Origin of the sequence: Lentzea kristufekii (genome assembly GCF_033949925.1) — a bacterium.
Classification (GTDB): Bacteria; Actinomycetota; Actinomycetes; order Mycobacteriales; family Pseudonocardiaceae; genus Lentzea; species Lentzea kristufekii.
Genome location: NZ_JAXAVV010000009.1, coordinates 238,053 through 256,421, shown reverse-complemented (window position 1 = coordinate 256,421; position 18,369 = coordinate 238,053). Strand labels below are relative to the sequence as shown.

The following is an 18,369-nucleotide window of genomic DNA, read 5'->3' as shown; positions in this document are numbered from 1 at the left end:
GAACCCTCGCATTCAGTTGAGCTGCTGGTACTCGAACCAGTCGAAGTGGACGGTCCCCGCCGCGGCGTACAGACCGATGACGCGGCCGGTGAACCCACCGGCCACCTCGGTCGAGAGGTACTTCCCGTCGAGCGTGGCCAGTGCGGTGAAGGTGCCGTCGGATTCCTCCACGCCGAACGACAGGGTGTCGGGCCCGGAGCGCGCGTCCCGCGGCGTCCGGGCCTCGTCCACCCGCACCACCAGCACCAGCGGCCCCTCCGGGACCGGCCGGGAAGCGACCACGGCGCACACCGGTCCGACGCGGGCGAGAACCCGCACCTCGCCGTACGAGACCTCGATCTCGTAGTGGTGTTCCTCGTCGAGCCGGACCGCCAGGCCACCGCGGCCTTCCGCCGGGTCGAGCAGCGTGCGGGCGAGGCAGGACAGGTGTTGCTGGCGCCGCCCGGCGAACACGACGGCGGGATCGTCCATTCCGGACCCGCGGGCGTGCAGGGTGAGCCAGCCCGACCGTTCCTTCGTGGTGCAGTGCTGCTCCGGCCGGTCGCGCAGGGAGATCCAGCACGGCCGCAGTTCGGTGAGGTCGAAGTCGTCCCGTTCCGGCGCAGGGGGACCGGGCGCGCCCGGTGACAGCTCGCCGACCACCGGCCAGCCGTCGGTCCAGGTCACCGGTGCCAGGAAGGTCTCCCGGCCGAGCACGTGCCAGCCGGGTGTGCCGCCGCCGGGCCGCACACCGAGCAGCACCATCCACCACGCACCGTCCGGCGCCTGCACCAGGTCCGCGTGCCCGGTGTTCTGGACGGGCTCGTCGGTGCCGCGGTGACTCAGGATCGGGTTGGCCGGGCAGGGCTCGAACGGGCCGTCCGGCGACGAGGCGCGGGCGATCGAGACGCCGTGGCCGCGTTCGGTGCCGCCTTCGGCGATCAGCAGGTACCAGTGGTCGCCGATCCGGTACAGGTGCGGCGCTTCCGGTGCCTTGGCGCCGGGGGTGCCGGACCACAGCGGTCGCGGTTCGCCGAACGTCTCGCCGGTGGCCGGGTCGACGCGGTACTGCCGCACCCCGGCGACCGTGCACCAGCAGGTGCCCTCGTCGTCCCAGGCCAGGTCGGGGTCGATGCCGCCGACTCCGGGCAGCGGCACCGGGTCGGACCACGGCCCGGCCGGATCGGTGGCGGTGAACACCATGTTGCCGCCGCCGTGGCTCACGCTCGTGACGACCAGCCAGAACCGGCCGTCGTGGTGGCGCAGCGTCGGCGCGTAGATTCCCGCCGACGACGGCGTCTCCGCGGTCAGGTGCAGTTGGCCGGTGCGCTCCAGGGCGTTGCCGATCTGGGTCCAGCTCTTCAGATCCCGACTGTGGAAGACGGGGATTCCGGGGAAGTACTCGAAGCTGGAGCACACCAGGTAGTAGTCCTCCCCCACCCGGCACACGCTCGGGTCCGGGTGCATTCCGGGGATCACGGGAATCACAGGGGACTTCCTCCCTGCAGCACAGCGCATCCACCGGCCGGCAGCTCCCGCGCCGGAGCGCCCGTCAGCACGTCGTGGGCGCCACCGGGCAGAGACACGGGTTCGGCGCGGTGGTTGAGCACGAACTGCCAGCGGCGGCCGTCCTCACCTTGTCGGACAACGACTTCGACGCCGGGCGGCAGGCCGGGCAGGACCGGGCCGACGCCGGCGGAGGCCAGCAGCCGGGACACCAGGGCCGTGTAGTCCGCGTCGTCGAGCCGTGTGGACAGGTACCAGGCATCGCCCACGCCGCACTGGTTCCGGGTCAGCGCGGGAGAACCGGCGAGCGCGCCGTGGGTGTAGGTGGCGATCGTCTCCGCACCCTGTGCCCGCACCGACTCGCTCCACACCGTGCCGTGCGAGGAGTCCGAGAGCACGATCCGTTCCTCGTGCCGCAGCGGCCGGTACTCCTCGACCCGGATGCCCAGCGCCTCGCGCAGCGGGGCGGCCGGATAGCCGCCGAGCCGGGCGTGCCCGCGGCTGTCGACGACTCCGCTGAAGTGCTGGACCAGCAACGTGCCACCGTTGACGACGTAACGGCGCAGGTTCTCCGCTCCCGTGTCGGAGAGCAGGTACAGGGCCGGGGCGACGACCAGCCGGTACCGGCTCAGATCCGCTTCCGGGTGCGCGAAGTCGGTGACGACCCCGTTGTCCCACAACGCCCGGTGGGCACTGCGCAGCGCGGAGTGGTAGCCGAGATCGGACGAGGGCAGGCCGTCCGAGTTCAACGCCCACCAGGCGTCGGAGTCGTGCAGCACGGCCACGTCGGCGGTCACGGTCGAGCCCGCGAGCTCGCCGAGCCGGGACACGGCCTCGCCCGTCGCCTTCACCTCGGCGAAGACCCGGCTGTCGGGGCCGGCGTGCGGGACCATCGCCGAGTGCCACTGCTCGGCGCCCGCCTTCGACTGGCGCCACTGGAAGAACAGCGCTCCGTCCGAGCCGCGCGCGATGTGGCCGAGCGAGTGCCGCAGGATCTCGCCGGGTTCCTTGGCCAGTGTCCGGCCGCGGTCGTAGACCGTGCTGGTGCCCTGTTCCATCAGCAGCCACGGCCTGCCGCCGCCGAACGAACGGGCCCGGTCCGCGGCGAACGCCACGTCCGCCGCGGCGTCGAGACCCGGCCGGTCCGGGTAGTGGTCGATCGCGACCAGGTCCACCTCGCGGCTCAACGCCCACAGGTCCACGTTCTGATAGCCGGGCTGCATCATGTTGGTCGTCACCGGCCGGTCGCTGTGCGCGCGGATCGCGTCCCGCTGCTCGGAGTAGGCGGCGATCACCTCGTCGGAGAAGAACCGGCTGAAGTCCAGCGTGAGGCCGGGGTTGCGGTGCCACTGGGTGGCGCGCGGCGGCAGGACCTGCTCCCAGCTGCCGTACCGCTGGCTCCAGAACGCCGTCCCCCACGCCTCGTTGAGCGCGTCGAGCGAACCGTGCTGGGCACGCAGCCAGACCCGGAACGCGGCGGCGGTGTGCTCGCACCAGCACAACGTCACGTACTCGTTGTGCACGTGCCACAACGCGACCGCCGGGTGGTTTCCGTAGAGTTCCGCGAGCGCCGATGCGATGCGCTGGGCCGCGGTGCGGTAGGCCGGGGCGCTGATGCAGTAGGTGTCGCGGCTGCCGTGGACCAGCCTGGTGCCGTCGCGGGTGACGGGCATGGCGTCCGGGTGGGCCAGCGTGAACCACGGCGGCGGCGAGGCGGTCGGCGTGGCCAGGTCGACCGCGACCCCGTTGGCGTGCAGCCGGTCCAGGTGCGCGTCGAGCCACGCGAAGTCGTAGCGGCCCTCCTCCGGCTCGAGCAGTGCCCAGGAGAAGACGCCGACCGTGGCCAGGTTCACCCCGGCCTCGCGCATCAGCTCGTCGTCCTCCTTCCACACCCGCTCGTCCCACTGCTCGGGGTTGTAGTCCCCGCCGAAGGCCAGGCCGCCCAGCCGGTCCGCGATCACGCCTCCTCCCGCACGGGCAGGCGGGCGCCGTCGCGCAGGAACAGCGGGATGCGGTCGAGCGGGGCCGCGACGGTGACCGTCCGCCCGCCGTCGTGCTCCTCGCCGGTCCACGCGTCCGTCCACCGCGCGCCGGCGGGCAGGTGGACGTCGCGCTCGCGGGCGCCTGCCTCGGTGATCGGAGCCACGAGCAGGTCGGGGCCGAGCAGGAACGCGTCCTCGACCCGCCAGGCCGCCGGGTCGTCCGGGAACTCCAGGAACACCGGCCGCATCGGCGGCACGCCGGTCTCGGAGGCCGTGCGCATCTGCTCCATGACGTAGGGGCGCAGGCGTTCCCGCAGCCGCAGGTGCCCGGCGAGGATCTCGTACGCCTCCTCGCCGTAGGACCAGACCTCGTTGGCCAGCCCGGTCATCGCGGGCTCCAGCACCTGCTCGTCGCCGCGGAAGCCGTGCAGGCGGAACAGAGGGCAGAACGTGCCGTACTGGAACCAGCGCACGAGGACCTCGCGGTAGGCGGGGTCGTCGGGGTCGCCGCCGTGGAAGCCGCCGATGTCCGTGGTCCACCAGGGGATGCCGGACATCATCACGTTCAGCCCGGCCTTGATCTGCGTGCGCAGCGTGGCGAAGTCCGTGCCGATGTCACCGGACCACAGCGCGGCGCCGTACCGCTGCGCGCCCGCCCACGAGGAGCGGTTGAGCGAGATGATCTCGGTCTCCCCCGCCGCGCGCAGTCCGTCGTGGACTGTCCGGGCGTTCTCGCGCGGGTAGAGGTTGCCTACCTCCAGCCCGGGACCCGCGTGGTAGCGCAGGTTGTACTGGTGGCCGGGCTTGAGCTCGGGCTCGCCCGCGTCCAGCCAGTACACGGAGATGCCGAGGTCGTGGTAGCCGCGCCGGATCCGTTCCCAGACGTACTCGCGCGCCTCGGGGTTGGTGGCGTCGTAGAAGGCGACCTGGGCGGAGTAGGCGCCGAGGCCCTTGTCCGGCCAGTCGGCGTGCGCCATCGGCCCGAACTCGGTGCCGACGAACAGGCCCTGATTCAGCATGGGGTGGTAGTTCTCGCTGGCCGGGCTGACCGAGGGCCAGACCGAGACCATCAGCTTGACGCCCATCTCGTCCAGCTCGCGGACCATCGCCGCGGGGTCGGGCCACTCGGCGGGGTCGAACCTCCACTCGCCGAGGTGCGTCCAGTGGAAGAAGTCGCAGACGATCACGGACAGCGGCAGCCCGCGCCGCCGGTACTCGCGGGCGACCTCCAACAGTTCCTCCTGGGTGCGGTAGCGCAGCTTGCACTGCCAGAAACCGGAGGCCCACTCGGGAAGCTCGGGCGAATGCCCCGTCACGTCCGCATAGCGCCGCAGCACGTCCGCAGGCTTGCCCGCGGTGATCCAGTAGTCGATCTGGCGGGCGCTGTCGGACACCCAGCGGGTGCCGGTCTCCGCGAGCTCCACCCGCCCGATCGCGGGCGAGTTCCACAGCAGGCCGTAGCCGCGGTCGGAGACCAGCAACGGGATGGTGACCTCGGCGTTGCGCTGGACGAGGTCGATGACCGCGCCCTTCTGGTCGAGCATCCCGTGGGTGTGCTGGCCGAGGCCGTAGAGCCGTTCCCCCGGGTAGGCGCGGAAACGCTGCTCCAGCCGGTGGTGGCCGTTGCCGGTCGCGGTGGCGAGACGCGGCCCCGGCCACCAGAAGTGGGCCGGTTCTTCGGCGAGGAGCTCGGTGCCGTCTTCGGTCCTGGTGAACGTCAGCGTGCCCGCGGACGCCCCCAGTTCCGGGGTCAGGCTGCCTTCGGTGCCCGCGTCGATCCGCACGGTCAGCGCGCCGTGGACGAGCGTGGCGTGGTGCTCGGAGATCTTGACCTCCACCGCGCCGCCGTCCGGGGGCGTGCCCAGCAACGCGCCGGGGAGGTCGTCGAGCAGCGGACCGGCGGGGGTGGCGCGCACGCGGACCCCGTCGGAGCCCCACGCCTCGACTCGGAGCGTCTCGCCCCTGGCCCGCCATTCGAGCGCGGTGCCGAGGTCTCGGAAGTACTGGGGCATGCGGAAGCTCCTCACGTTCCTGGATGAGTGCGAGGTAGGTCAGGGCAGAAGTGGCGCGGGGCCTGTGCTCTCGCGCACGGTCAGCGTCGGGGTGAGCAGAGCCTGGTCGTCGTCCGGACGGCCGCCGTCGCTCGCCGCGGCGAGCCGGCCCATGATCTGCTCCACGGCGACCCGGCCGAGCTCCTGCGCGGACCCGGTCACCGCCGTGAGCCTCGGCGCGAACTGCTCGGCGAGCTGGTCCTGGCACAACGCGATCACCGAGACGTCCTCGGGAACCGTCCGCCCGCTGGTGCGCAGCAGGGTCAGCAACGGGCCGATCGCGCCCTCGTTCTGCACCACGAACCCGGTGGTGCCGGGACGGTCGGCGAGAACGCGGGCGAGCGTGCCCGCGGTGCTCTCGTAGGTGCCCTCGCAGGTGCGGTGCAGGAAGCGCAACCCGCGCTGCCCCGCCCTGTCGCGGAACCCCGCGAGCGTGCGCTCGGCGTACCCCGCGTGCCGGTGGTAGACCCCGGATCCGTAGCCGATGAACGCGATCTCGCGGTGACCGAGATCGGCGAGGTGGTCCGCGCACAACGCACCGGCCGCCGCGAAGTCGTGGTCCACACAGGACACTCCGCGCGCGTCGTCGGCCAGCCCGATCAGCGTGGCCTGGGTGCCCTGGGCGCGCAGCACCGGGATGCGTTCGTCGTCCAGCTCGACGTCCATCAGGATCAGTCCGTCCGCCAGACCGCTGGCGGCGATCCGGCGGACCCCGTCCGGCCCCTCGTCGTTCGTGATCAGCAGGACGTCGTACCCGTGCTGGCGGGCCGCCGTGGTCACCGCGATCGCGATCTCCATCATCACCGGCACGTAGACGTCGGTGCGCAACGGCACCATCAGCGCGATGATGTGCGACCGCCGTGCGGCCAGCGCACGCGCACCGGCGTTGGGGTGGTACCCGAGCTCCCGCACGGCGCTGCGCACCCGGCGGCGGGTCTCCTCGGAGATCGCGCGCTTGCCGCTGAGCACGTAGCTGACCGTGCTGGACGACACGCCCGCGTGCCTGGCCACGTCGGCAATGGTCACCATGGATGTTCAGCCCTTGATCGCGCCGGTCAGGACGCCCGTGCGGAAGTGCTTCTGCACGAACGGGTAAACGATGAGCAACGGCACGAGCGTGAGCACCACGACGGCCATCTGCAGCGACAGCGGCGCCGTTTGCGAGAACGCCGTGCCGAAGCCCGAGTTGACCGAGCCCGGCATGCCGTTGCCCCGGTTGACGTACGTGTACAGCACGTACTGCAGCGGCCACTTCTCGCTGTCCGTGGGCATGTACAACATGACGTTGAAGAACGAGTTCCAGTAGCCGACGCCGTAGAAGAGCGCCATCACCGCGGTCACCGCGCGCGAGGTCGGCAGCACGATGGACCACAGGATCCGCCACTCCCCCGCGCCGTCGATCCGCGCCGCCTCGATCAGGTCGGCCGAGGTGCTGGAGTAGAACGACCGCAGGATCAGGATGTTGAACACGGAGATCGCGCTCGGCAGGATCAGCGACCACCACTGGCCGTAGCCGCCCAGCCCGGTGACGACGAGGAAGGTGGGGATCAGGCCGCCGTTGACGAACATGGTGACGATCAACAGCGTCAGCAGGAAGCGGTGCGCGAACGACCGCGACCGCGACAGGCCGTAGGCGCACATGACCGAGACCGCCATCGACACGACGGTGCCGGCCGCGGTGATGCCGAGGCTCACCAGCAGCGCGGTGCGCACGGTGGTGTCCTCCAGCATCACGCGGTAGGCCTCGAAGGTCAGTCCGTCGGGCCAGATCACGAGGCCACCGGCGCGGTTCACGGCGCCCTGGGTGGACAGGCTGGTCACCACGATGATCCACAGCGGCACCAGCATCACCAGCAGCACGCCGCCGAGGGTGATGCCCTTGGCGGCCTCGCCGATCACGGTCGGCGGTTCCTCCCACGCCGGCCGGGGATTCCGCTTCTTCTTGCGCACCGGCTGCGGCGCAAGGCTTTTCGCGACGTCGAGCGTGCGTTCGATCGTGAGCATGTCGGTCACCTCCGGTACAACCCGTCTTCGCCGAAGGCGTGCGCCAGTTTGTTCGCACCCCAGATGAGCAGCAGCGAGATCACGCTCTTGAACAGACCCGCCGCCGCGCCGTAGCTGTAGTCACCGGTCGCGATGCCGTAGTAGAACGAGAAGGTGTCCAGCACGTCCGCCGTGTCGTAGCCCACGGCGTTGCGCTGGATCAGGAACTGCTCGAAGCCGACGGTCAGCGCGTTTCCCAGGCGCAGCACCAGCATCAGCACGATGACGCCGCGCAGACCGGGCAGGGTGATGTGCCACAGCCGCCGCCACCGCCCGGCGCCGTCCGCCGCCGCGGCCTCGTAGAGGTCGGTGTTGACGGCGGCGAGCGCGGCCAGGAAGACGATGATCCCCCAGCCCGCCTCCTTCCAGATCACCTGGGCGGAGATCAGCAACGCGAAGGTGTCCGGGTTCGTCATGACGTCCCAGGTACCGATGTCGTTGTTGCGCAGGAAGTGGTTGAGCGCACCCGCGCCGCCGAGCATCTGCTGGAAGATCGTGATGGCCAGCACCCACGAGAAGAAGTGCGGCAGGTAGACGACCGACTGGATGAAGTTGCGGACCCTCGACGACAGCACCGAGTTGAGCAGCAGCGCCAGCGCGATCGGCACCGGGAAGAAGAGGATCAGCTGCACGAAGCTCAGGTACAGCGTGTTCTGCACCGCGTTCCAGAAGTTCGCGTCACCGAACAGGCGCTGGAACTGGTCGAGTCCCGCCCACGTGCTGTGCCAGATCCCGGCCAGCGGGTCGTACTCCTGGAACGCGGTGACGAGCCCGAACAGCGGGACGTAGTTGAAGACCAGCAGCAGGACGACGGCGGGCAGCGTCATCAGGATCAACGACCGGTCGCGGCGCAACCTCACCCGCCAGCTCAGTCGCGCCGGTCGCGTCCCGCGGTCCGGCCGCGTCGGGGTCGCCGTGGTCACTGCCCGGTGCCGTGCTTCTGCAGGACGTTGTCGTTCGTCCACTGGATGAGCTTGTCCCCGCCGCCACTGGTCTTCCAGCTCGCCACGGCGTCCTTCACCTCGGCGACCGACTTCTTGCCGTGGATGCAGTCCCTCATCGCGTCCTCGACCTGCTGTGCGGCGTCCGCGGTGGCCTGCGCCTGTGGCATGCTGATGTTCATGTTCCAGAAGACCGGCTTGGCCAGTGCCTTCACGTTGGCGGCCTGCCAGGCGCAGTAGTCCTTGGTGACGAAGTCGACGCCGGGGCTGTTGACCGCGGCGGCGGGCGCGGCCAGGAACGGGTAGGTCTGCGCCTGGACCTCCTTCTTGCCGGCCTCGGTGGCCGTCGGCACGCCGTCGACCATGGTGAAGTGGGTGCCCTCGACGCCGAAGTTGACCATCGTGAACTCGGCGGAGCCGTACGGCGCCGCGAGGTAGTTCGCGATGGCCAGGCACTCCTCGATCTGCTCCGGCTTCAGGTTGATGTTGAGGTAGCTCATGATGCTGGCGCCCGCGCCCATGTCCACGCGCGGCGTGCTCTTGCCGTCGGCGGCGATGATGTTGAACGCTCCGCGCCGGTAGTTCGGGTCGGCGGCCCTGCCGGACTGGAGGTCGGCGAGGTTCCACGTTCCCGTGCCACCACTGGAGATCAGCGTCTTCCCGCCGAAGAACCTGGTGTTGCCGTTGGCGTTGTCGCCCGCCAGCGCGTCGGGGTGCACGTATCCGGAGGTGGCGAGCCGGTTGTTCCAGTCGAGCGCGGCGTAGAACTCCTCGGTCTCATACAGGTGGACCAGCTTTCCGTTGTCCACCCGCCACTTCAGCGGCGCGCCGAAGGAGGTGTAGAGGTAGCGGTAGACGTCGTCGAACGCCCACACGCCGCTCTTGGCGTCGGTCAGCTCCTTGCCGAGCCTCATCAGGTCGTCGGCGGACTTCACCTGGTCGGCGGTGATGCCCTTGGCGTCGAAGACGTCGCGGCGGTAGTAGAGGGTGCCCGCGATCTGGAAGCCGGTGGCGAAGGAGGGGATTCCGTACAGCTTCTCGCCCCAGGCACCGGTGCGCCACGCGGCGGTCGGGATGGCCGCGAGGTTCGGGTACTTCTTGATGTTGTCGCCGGACAGGAAAGGCGTCAGGTCCGCGAGCTGGTTCCCCACCAGCCCGCCGACGTTCATCTGGGAGTTCCACCAGGTCGGCAGCTGGATCCAGTCCGGCAGCCGCTTCGAGGCGGTCATCGTCGGGATGATGGTGTTGTAGTTGTTGCCGTCGGCCGGCTTCATCTCCAGCTGGACGCCCAGAGCCTTGTTCATGGCCGCGTAGAACGCGTTGTCTGCGGGCGGGATGGTTCCCCACAGCGGCGTGACGGCCGAGTACGTGCCGCCCTTGCCGGGGATGCCGGACACCGTGGCGACCCGGTTCGCCGGGTAGCTGAGGAAGCCGGGGTTCGTCATCACGTCGGGGCCGCCCGCGACGGACGGGATGTCCGGCTTGATCGACGTGTTCGGCACGTAGGCCGGTAACACGGCCTTGAGAGCGGCTTCCGAACCGACTCCGGCCCGCTGCGCCGGGCCACTACCGCAGGCGGACAGCAGTGGTCCCATCGCGACGAGCCCGGCCGCCGAGACGGCGGCGTTCAGGAAGCTTCTGCGGTTCAACTCGTTGCCCATGGCGGAACCGATCCTTCATCGTTGAAGTGTCGAAGCGCTTAAACAGATGTCGGGGAGGTTAGTGACGCAGGTCGCATCAGACAAGACCGTTGACAGCAGAAACCTCTGCGTGACAACGTCGAAACGCTTCAACGCTAGCTCCGAGCTGAGGGGTTACCACGTGGTTTCCGAGTCCGTGCCCGCCGTCGATCGGCTGCCTTTTCGCGACTCCGCGCTGCCGATGCGCAAGCGCGTCGACGATCTCCTCGCGCGGCTCACGCTCGACGAGCGGATCGCGATGCTGCACCAGTACTCACCGGCCGTGCCCCGCCTCGGCGTGGACGCGTTCCGCACCGGGTCGGAGGCACTGCACGGCGTCGCGTGGCTGGGCCCCGCCACGGTCTTCCCCCAGGCGGTCGGGCTGGGCGCGACCTGGGACGAGGAGCTGGTGCGCCGCGTCGCCGAGGCCACCTCGGTCGAGCTGAGGGCGTTCCACTACCACCGCCCGGCCGCCGTCGGCACGGGCAGGAACAGCCTGCAGGCGTGGGCTCCGGTGCTGAACCTGCTGCGCGACCCCCGCTGGGGCCGCAACGAGGAGGGCTACTCCGAGGACCCGGTGCACACCGCGCGGATCGGCACGGCGTTCTGCCGCGGCCTCACGGGCGACCACCACCGGTACCTGCGCACTGCCCCGGTGCTCAAGCACTTCCTCGCCTACAACAACGAGGACGACCGCTGCGTCACGTCCTCCGGCCTGCGCCCGCGCGTGTTGCAGGAGTACGACCTCGCGGCCTTCCGCCCGGTGGTCGCCTCGGGTGCCGCCACCGGTGCCATGGCCGGTTACAACCTCGTCAACGGCCGCCCGTGCCACGTCACGCCGCTCATCGAGACGGAACTGCGCCGCTGGGCCGAGCCGACCGGGCGTGAGCTGTTCGTGGTCAGCGACGCGGAGGCGCCGTCCAACCTGGTGGACCCGGAGCACTACTTCGACGACCACGCCGAGTCCCACGCCGCCGCCCTCAAGGCGGGCATCGACAGCTTCACCGATCACGGCGAGGACAGCGCCGTCCCGATCGGCAGGCTCCGCGAGGCGCTGGAGCGCGGCCTGATCGGCGAGGAGGACGTGAACCGCGCCGTGCGCCGGCAGCTGGAGATCCGCTTCCGCCTCGGCGAGTTCGACCCCGAACTCGACCCGTACGCCACCATCGGCCCCGAGGTCATCGGCTGCGCCGAGCACCGCGCCCTCGCGCTGCGGTCCGCGACGGAGTCGGTCGTGTTGCTGCGCAACGAAGGACTGCTGCCGCTCGACGGGAGCAGCGTGGCGCGGATCGCCGTCATCGGCCCGCTCGCCGACATGGTGTGCGAGGACTGGTACAGCGGCACGCTTCCGTACCAGGTGACCGTCGCGGATGGACTCCGGTCCGTTCTGGGCGAGGGCGGCGAGGTGGTCGTCGCGGACGGCTCGGACCGGATCGCGCTGCGTTCGCGCACGAGCGGTGAGCTGCTGGGCAAAACGGCGTTCGACGTCGTCGACTGGGGCGACGGCGTGCTGACGCTGCGGTCGGCGGAGTCCGGGCGCTACCTGGGCCTCCAGGACACCTCGCTGGCCGCCGAGCAGGAGCGGATCAAGAGCTGGGAGGTCCGCGAGACGTTCCGCCTCGTGCCCGCCGAGGACTCGGTGCTGCTGCAGAACGTCCTCACGGGCCGGTACGCCGTCGTCGACCCCGTCGACGGCCGGGTGAGCGTCACCGCGGAGACCGCCGACGCCGCCGAGCGCTGGGAGCGCGAGGTCCTGCGGGACGGCACCGCGGCAGCGCTGGCCGCCGCACTGTCGGCGGACGTCGCCGTGGTGGTCCTCGGCAACCACCCGCTGATCCACGGACGGGAGACCGAGGACCGCGCGGGAATCGCGCTCCCGGCCGCCCAGGACGCGTTGCTGCGCGCGGTCGCGGAGATCCGCCCGGACACGGCGCTGGTCGTGATGAGCAGCTACCCCTACGCCCTGGACTGGGCGGACGAGCACCTGCCCGCCGTGGTGTGGACGTCCCACGGCGGGCAGGAGACAGGCCGGGCGCTGGCCGCCGTCCTGCTCGGCGAGGCCGATCCCTCCGGGCGCCTCCCGCAGACCTGGTACCGCGGCCGCGACGCGCTGCCGCACCCGCTCGACTACGACATCATCAAGGCGGGCTGGACCTACCAGTACCACCGGGCCGCGCCGCTGTACCCCTTCGGCCACGGCCTCTCCTACACCGGCTTCGCCCACCGCGACCTGATCCTGTCGTCGAACACCGCCACCCCGGACAGCGCCGTCGACCTCTCCGTCACGCTGGCCAACACCGGCACCAGGACCGGCAGCGAGGTCGTCCAGCTCTACGTCCGTGCGCTGCAGGCTCGTTACGAGGCGCCGAAACTGCGGCTCGCCGACTTCCGCAAGGTCACGCTGGATCCCGGCGAGAGCAGGATCCTGTCCTTCCGGCTGCCGGTGGACCGGCTCTCTCACTGGGACGTCACGACCGGTGCCTTCGCGGTGGATCCCGGCGACTACGAGGTTCTCGTCGCCCGTTCCGCCGGGGACGTCGTGCTCACCGCCCCGCTCGCGGTGGCGGGACCGGCTCCCGCACCTCGTGCGGGCGTCGGCCGCCTTCTCGCCGCCGACTTCGACGACCACGACAACGTGACCCTCGTCGACGCCACGCGCGTGACCGGTGACGCGGTCACCCCTGCCGACACCGGCCGGCCTGCCACCCTGTGGTTCGGGCGGACCGACCTGTCCGGCGCCGTCCGCGTCGAGGCGGAGATCTCCTCGAAGGACCCCTCGGCACGACTGGAGTTCAGGACGGACGAGGGAGTGCTGGCCGAAATCGCGGTACCGGCCACCGGCGGCCGGTACGAGTGGACGACCGTCTCGTCGGAGCTGCCGTCACCGGTGACCGGGGTCCACGACCTGCGGGTGGTCCTGCACGGCTCCTGCCGGCTCACGTCGTTCCGCTTCTCCGCCGCAGAATGAGATCCGCACGCCGACCCGCCTGAAGGAGCCTCGATGCCGCTGACGGACGCCCCGCTCGACGAACTCGTCGTCTACCGCCCGGAGATGCAGGCACCACCGGACTTCGACGCGTTCTGGGAGCAGACCCTCGCCGAGGCCCGCTCGGCCGGTGGCGCGGTGGAGACCACCGAGGTCACCGACCGGCACCTGCTGCGCACCGTCGAGGTCGCCGACGTCCGCTTCCCCGGCTTCGGCGGCGACCCGGTGGCCGCCTGGCTGCTGCGCCCGCGCGGCAACGACGGCCCGCTGCCCGTCGTCGTCACGTACATGGGCTACAGCTGCGGTCGCGGCCTGCCGACCGACCACCTGCTGTGGTCCGCCGCCGGGTACGCCCAGCTCGTGGTCGACAGCCGCGGCCAGGGCCACGACACCCCGGACCTCGCGGCGAGCGGGGGCACCCAGTGGGCCAAGGGCCTCATGACCCGCGGCATCGACTCACCGGACGACTACTACTACCGCCGCCTCATCACCGACTGCGTCCGCGCCGTGGACGCGGTTCCGCACCTCCCCGCCGTGGACCCGGACCGGGTGGTCGTCACGGGAGGCAGCCAGGGCGGAGGGCTCACGATCGCCGTCGCCGGGCTGGCGCGGGAGCGCGTCGCGGCCGCACTGCCGGACGTGCCGTTCCTGTGCCACTTCCGGCGCGCGGCCGAGATGGCCGGCGAGGGGCCGTACGTGGAGATCGCGGAGTACCTGCGCTGGCACAGCAGGCACCGCGTGGAGCCGGCGTTCAGCACGCTGTCCTACTTCGACGGTGTCCACTTCGCGCAACGGGCGACGGCGCCGTCGTTGTTCAGCGTCGGGCTGATGGACCCGGTCTGCCCGCCGTCCACCGTGTACGCCGCCTTCAACCACTACGCGGGCGAGGACCGGACGATGACCGTGTGGCCGTTCGCCGACCACGGTGGCGGGTACGGGTCCAACCCGGTCACGCAGCTGGAGTGGCTGCGCGACCGGGATCTGGCGCCGTGACCGGTCAGCCGAAGGAGACCGAGTAGCTGTTGGTGGTGAAGTTGAGACCGCCGCTGGACGAGGTGATCTCGTAGCCGAACTGGACGGAGCCGACCGTGACGTCACCGAACCAGCCGCGGTTGCGGATCCAGTCCATCACGGCCTTGACGTTGACCGTGCCGGACCCGGTGTTGGACGTGCGGACGAACGAGAACACCTGGTTCGAGCCGTTCGAACCGCGGTGGACGTCCCAGGTGTGGCCGCCGACCGACACCGTCGTCTCCCGCGCCCCGATCGGGCCGACGGGACCGACCTTGTTCATCCACAGCATGATCTCGTAGGCGTGGTTGTCCGCCCAGATGTCGTAGGCGGTCGTGTAGGCGCCGGAGTTCGGGTAGGAGACGTTGAAGCTGCTCGACAGGCTGCCGAGAGAGCTGAGCCGCCGATTCACCTGCCGTTCCGAGTGCGGGTAGGACTTGATCCCCCCGGTGTTGGGGTGGTTCGCCCAGACGCCCCAGTTGCTGTAGGAGTTGGCCCAGACCGTCTGCGGCCCGTACCCGCTGCCCCAGATGTTGTTGCGCACCGTGTAGCCGCCGTTCGACCACGTTCCCCACCTGTCCGAGGAACTCCAGGCCGCGGCGGACGCGGTGCCGGCCCCCAGGGGGACCGCCAGGACAGCAGCCATCACGACAACAAGTGCACGCACGATTTTCATCTTCGATTTGTCCTTCCGCACACCATTGAACGGAATTCGCACCGCCCGAGAGCCGAAGCGGTTCGTTGAATTCAACCTAACATCGAAATCATCGAACACCGCCGAGCGAAAAAATTCGATGAGGATACAAGCCCGAGTGTGGCGCCGAATCCCGATTCACCACTCAGCCGACCTGGCGAGGCGGGGGCGCCACCACGAGCCTGGGCCCGGCCTGCCCCGTCCGGCTGAACAGCTTCGGCGGCAGCAGCGTGAGCGCGGGGGGCTTCTGCCCGTTCAGCTTGGCCATCAGCAGCTCGACCGCGCGCCGCCCCAGCACGTCGGCGGGCAGCTGCACCGAGGTCAGTCGCAGCTGCTCAGCGAGTTCGTCCGGGCAGATCGCGACCACGGCGACGTCCTCCGGCACGCGGCGGCCCTCGGCGCGCAGGCATTCCACGACCCAGCCCAGCACCGCCTCGTTGTGCACGACCAGCGCGGTCATCCGCGTCAGTTCTCCGAGCAGCGTCCTGACCACGGCGCGCACGGCGTCGCGGTGCCGTTCGGCGGGCAGGGCCGTCGAGGCGACACCGCGCCGCATGGCCGCGGAGCTGAACCCCGTGAGGGTGCGCTGCGCGAACCCGGTGTTGCGCGCGTAGACCGCTCCCGGCGCCCCGAGGAAGCCGATGCTGCGGTGCCCGAGCTCGACGAGGTGGTCGACGCACCGCGCGCCCGCCGCCTCGAAGTCCAGGTCGACGCAGGTCAGACCGTTGGCCACGGTGGGATGACCCAGCAGGACGGCCGGGCGGCCGAGGTCGCGCAGCACCGGCACCCGTTCGTCGTCCAGCCCCACGTCCATCACGAGGAACCCGTCCGCCCTGGACGTGCCGGCCACCCGCCGGAGTCCGGCGGCGCCCTCGTCCGCGGTCACCAGCAGCACGTCCATGTCGTGCTCGCGGGCGGTCGTGACGACCGAGGAGGCGAACCGCATCACCACCGGCAGGTGCACGCCCTCCCGCAGCGGCAGGACGAGGGCCAGCACATTCGTCCGGCTTCCGGCCAACGCCCTCGCCCCCGCGTGCGGCTGGTAGCCGAGAACCCGAATGCTCTCCCCCACGCGCATTCGGGTTTCGGCCGAAACCGGCCGTTTGCCGGTCAGCACGTAGGAGACCGTGCTGGGCGCGACACCCGCGTGCTTCGCCACGTCCACAATGGTGACCACGTCGACACCTCCGGTCCCGCAGCGCCTGAGCAGAATGAAATCGAAGCGCTTCGAACGTGGTTTCAGAATGTGACACAGGCGAAACCCGCACGTCAAGCACACCGCACCTGTTCGACGAGTTCGACGATTACCGCGCCGGAGTTCGACAGCTGTTCGACCACACAGGTCCCACGCACTACGATGCTCGCGACGAACCGGCGCGAAGGGCGGGCATGATCACGATCAAGGAGGTCGCCCACCACGCCGGCGTCTCCATCAGCACGGTCTCGTACGTGCTGAGCGGCAAGCGCAGCATCTCCGAGGAGACCAAGCGCCGCGTCGAGCAGAGCATCGCGGCCCTCGGCTACCACCCCAACGCCGGAGCGCGGGCGCTCGCCTCGAACCGGTCGCGCGTGGTCGGCCTGGTCGTGCCGCTGCACTCCGACCAGAACATGCCGATCATCATGCGGTTCGTGTCGTCGATCGTGGCACGTGCCCGCGACCACGACTACGACGTGCTGCTGCTGACCAAGGAGGCGGGCCCCGGCGAGGCCCACCGCGTCATCGCGCGGTCCATGGCGGACGCGATCATCGTGATGGACGTCGAGAGCGCGGATCCGCGCGTGCCGGAACTGCGCGACGTCGACGCTCCGGTCGTCCTGCTCGGCGTGCCCGACGACCACGAGGGCCTGAGCTGCCTCGACCTCGACTTCGCCACCGCGGGAAGGCAGATGGCGAGCCATCTCGCGGATCGCGGACACCGCTCGATCGCGCTGATCGGCTCACCTCCCCCGGTCTACGCACGCGGCACGAGCTTCGCCGCGCGGCTGCTGGCCGGGTTCCAGGGCGAGACCGCCAAACGCGGTCTGCTCGCCTCGGTCCACTCGTGCGCCCCCGGCTACGACGCGGTGTCCGAGTGCCTGGACGACGTGCTGCACCCGGACCGCGGCACCACCGGACTGGTGGTGCACAACGAGGCCGTCCTCGGCCCGTTGCTGCTCGAACTGCGGCGCCGGTCGCTGGACGTCCCCGGCGACCTGTCGGTGATCACGCTGTGCCCCGACGACGTCGCGGAGACGCTGCCCGTCCCGCTCACCTCGATCGCCGTTCCCGCGGAGGACCTGGGAGCGATCGCCGTCGAGATGGTGATGGCCCGTCTGGGCCGTGAGCTCGCGCCGGAGGTGCGTCTCCTCCAGCCGATGCTCACCGATCGCGGCAGCACCGCCGGCCGCTGAGTTTCCTCGCTGCCGAGTCGGCAACGTTGTTCTCCATTTTCACGCGCACCGAGCATTCGACAGGAATTCGACTCGAAAGCGTCGAAGAACACTTTTCACTGGTGCGAAAGATCTTCCGTGTTCCTCCGAAAGGTCGTAGCCTCCCGGGATCACATCGACCGTTCGGGCGTACTCCTCCTGGTGTTCGCCGCAGCCCCGCAGAGGAACAATGACACGATCACGAGGCGACGCGCGGCCTGCTCCGGCGACCAGGTGGCCGGCGATCGCCGCGGTTCTGCTGGTCGGTGTCGCGGGCTGCGGCGGGGAGCCGGCACCCCCGGTCGCCGGCACGACGCCGCCCGCGTTCCCCTCGATCATCGAGCCGCCGCTCAAGACCGCGTACTCCGCGACCGTCCAGAACGTCGTGGACGTCCGGACGGTGCGGCTCTCCGACGGCGAGGAGGTGCGCGTCAAGGGGCTTGCCGCGCCCGACGCGTGCTGGGCGGACGCGTCGACGACGTTCGCGAAGACGATGCTGCTCGAGAAGCCCGTCGAGCGGACACCGGACGGTGAACCGGTGGTGTCGCTGCGCCTGGCGGACGGCACCGACTACGCGCTGCTCGCCGTCGAGATGGGCATGACGCGCAGCGAGAACCCCGACGACCGCGCGATGCGAGAGGCGGAGGAGTCCGCGTCCGCCAAGCGGCTCGGGCGGTGGGGTCCGCCCTGCGTCGCTCCGAGTTCCGCCCCACCACCGGCTCCCACCGCCCCGGCCCCGTCCACACCCGCCGCCCCGAAGCCGGTGACCGGCTGTTCGGTCGCCTACGTCGTCACTCACACCTGGCCGGGCGGCTTCCGCACCGACGTCACCCTCCGCAACACCGGTGCCGCGGAGATCCACGGCTGGACGTTGCGGTGGACGTTCGCCGGCGGGCAGACGGTGTCCGAGATGTGGAACGCGACCCAGCGGCAGACGGGCGGGGACGTCGCCGCGACCGCGGTGCCGTACAACGTCGCGATCCCGGCGGGAGAGTCGGTGCTGATGGGCTTCACCGCGTCCGGGAGCAGCACCACGCCCCGCGCCTTCACCCTCAACGGGCACGCCTGTTCGCTCGCCTGAGGTGTGC

General features: G+C 70.5%; 13 protein-coding genes. 4 read left to right on the top strand and 9 right to left on the bottom strand.

The features are described from left to right. Positions 1-12 precede the first annotated feature (12 nt). Genes SK571_RS20345 through SK571_RS20315 form a run of 7 tightly spaced genes read right to left on the bottom strand, consistent with a single transcriptional unit; the run spans position 13 to position 10,163 of the window. Positions 13-1,467 (bottom strand): glycoside hydrolase family 43 protein, encoded by a 1,455-nt coding sequence (locus SK571_RS20345; RefSeq protein WP_319985669.1) that lies wholly within the window; start codon positions 1,465-1,467, stop codon positions 13-15. Next, on the bottom strand, positions 1,464-3,446 hold the full coding sequence (locus tag SK571_RS20340) for a beta-galactosidase (protein WP_319985668.1): 1,983 nt from the start codon (positions 3,444-3,446) through the stop codon (positions 1,464-1,466). The genes SK571_RS20345 and SK571_RS20340 overlap by 4 nt, the downstream gene beginning before the upstream one ends. Then, positions 3,443-5,479, bottom strand: a complete 2,037-nt coding sequence (locus tag SK571_RS20335; RefSeq protein ID WP_319985667.1) for a glycoside hydrolase family 31 protein — start codon at positions 5,477-5,479, stop codon at positions 3,443-3,445. The genes SK571_RS20340 and SK571_RS20335 overlap by 4 nt, the downstream gene beginning before the upstream one ends. Positions 5,480-5,518: 39 nt before the next feature. Further along, entirely contained in the window at positions 5,519-6,547 is a 1,029-nt protein-coding gene (locus SK571_RS20330; RefSeq protein ID WP_319985666.1) for a LacI family DNA-binding transcriptional regulator, read from the bottom strand. A 6-nt stretch (positions 6,548-6,553) separates the two neighbouring features. Then, a complete protein-coding gene (locus SK571_RS20325; RefSeq protein WP_319985665.1) occupies positions 6,554-7,522 on the bottom strand; it encodes a carbohydrate ABC transporter permease in 969 nt (322 codons plus the stop codon). A 5-nt stretch (positions 7,523-7,527) separates the two neighbouring features. After that, the gene (locus SK571_RS20320) at positions 7,528-8,421 is read right to left on the bottom strand and encodes an ABC transporter permease (RefSeq protein ID WP_319985664.1); all 894 of its coding nucleotides are present in this window, start codon (positions 8,419-8,421) and stop codon (positions 7,528-7,530) included. Between the two features lie 59 nt (positions 8,422-8,480). Beyond that, positions 8,481-10,163: a type 2 periplasmic-binding domain-containing protein gene (locus SK571_RS20315; protein WP_319985663.1), complete on the bottom strand. Its 1,683-nt coding sequence runs from the start codon at positions 10,161-10,163 to the stop codon at positions 8,481-8,483. Between the two features lie 160 nt (positions 10,164-10,323). Between SK571_RS20315 and SK571_RS20310 the strand changes: the two genes are divergently transcribed. Together SK571_RS20310 and SK571_RS20305 are read left to right on the top strand one after the other, a co-directional pair. Next, entirely contained in the window at positions 10,324-13,149 is a 2,826-nt protein-coding gene (locus SK571_RS20310; protein ID WP_319985662.1) for a glycoside hydrolase family 3 C-terminal domain-containing protein, read from the top strand. A gap of 33 nt (positions 13,150-13,182) precedes the next feature. After that, the gene (locus tag SK571_RS20305) at positions 13,183-14,160 is read left to right on the top strand and encodes an acetylxylan esterase (protein ID WP_319985661.1); all 978 of its coding nucleotides are present in this window, start codon (positions 13,183-13,185) and stop codon (positions 14,158-14,160) included. 4 nt (positions 14,161-14,164) lie between these two features. Here the strand turns inward: SK571_RS20305 and SK571_RS20300 are convergent, their stop codons facing one another. Continuing rightward, positions 14,165-14,854, bottom strand: coding sequence for a GH12 family glycosyl hydrolase domain-containing protein (locus SK571_RS20300; RefSeq protein WP_319985660.1), 690 nt, complete (start codon positions 14,852-14,854; stop codon positions 14,165-14,167). Positions 14,855-15,017: 163 nt separating this feature from the next. Continuing rightward, positions 15,018-16,049, bottom strand: coding sequence for a LacI family DNA-binding transcriptional regulator (locus SK571_RS20295; protein ID WP_319985659.1), 1,032 nt, complete (start codon positions 16,047-16,049; stop codon positions 15,018-15,020). Positions 16,050-16,261: 212 nt separating this feature from the next. Here SK571_RS20295 and SK571_RS20290 point away from each other — a divergent pair, with 212 nt between their 5' ends. Together SK571_RS20290 and SK571_RS20285 are read left to right on the top strand one after the other, a co-directional pair. Beyond that, positions 16,262-17,263: a LacI family DNA-binding transcriptional regulator gene (locus SK571_RS20290; protein ID WP_319985658.1), complete on the top strand. Its 1,002-nt coding sequence runs from the start codon at positions 16,262-16,264 to the stop codon at positions 17,261-17,263. 208 nt (positions 17,264-17,471) lie between these two features. Beyond that, positions 17,472-18,362, top strand: coding sequence for a cellulose binding domain-containing protein (locus tag SK571_RS20285; protein ID WP_319985657.1), 891 nt, complete (start codon positions 17,472-17,474; stop codon positions 18,360-18,362). Positions 18,363-18,369 lie beyond the last annotated feature (7 nt).

Excerpts from the sequence above, each read along its gene's own strand:
- SK571_RS20335 (WP_319985667.1), bottom strand. The coding sequence starts at position 5,479 with ATGCCCCAGTACTTCCGAGACCTCGGCACCGCGCTCGAATGGCGGGCC.
- SK571_RS20330 (WP_319985666.1), bottom strand. The coding sequence starts at position 6,547 with ATGGTGACCATTGCCGACGTGGCCAGGCACGCGGGCGTGTCGTCCAGC.
- SK571_RS20325 (WP_319985665.1), bottom strand. The coding sequence starts at position 7,522 with ATGCTCACGATCGAACGCACGCTCGACGTCGCGAAAAGCCTTGCGCCG.
- SK571_RS20315 (WP_319985663.1), bottom strand. The coding sequence starts at position 10,163 with ATGGGCAACGAGTTGAACCGCAGAAGCTTCCTGAACGCCGCCGTCTCG.
- SK571_RS20305 (WP_319985661.1), top strand. The coding sequence starts at position 13,183 with ATGCCGCTGACGGACGCCCCGCTCGACGAACTCGTCGTCTACCGCCCG.
- SK571_RS20300 (WP_319985660.1), bottom strand. The coding sequence starts at position 14,854 with ATGAAAATCGTGCGTGCACTTGTTGTCGTGATGGCTGCTGTCCTGGCG.
- SK571_RS20290 (WP_319985658.1), top strand. The coding sequence starts at position 16,262 with ATGATCACGATCAAGGAGGTCGCCCACCACGCCGGCGTCTCCATCAGC.
- SK571_RS20285 (WP_319985657.1), top strand. The coding sequence starts at position 17,472 with ATGACACGATCACGAGGCGACGCGCGGCCTGCTCCGGCGACCAGGTGG.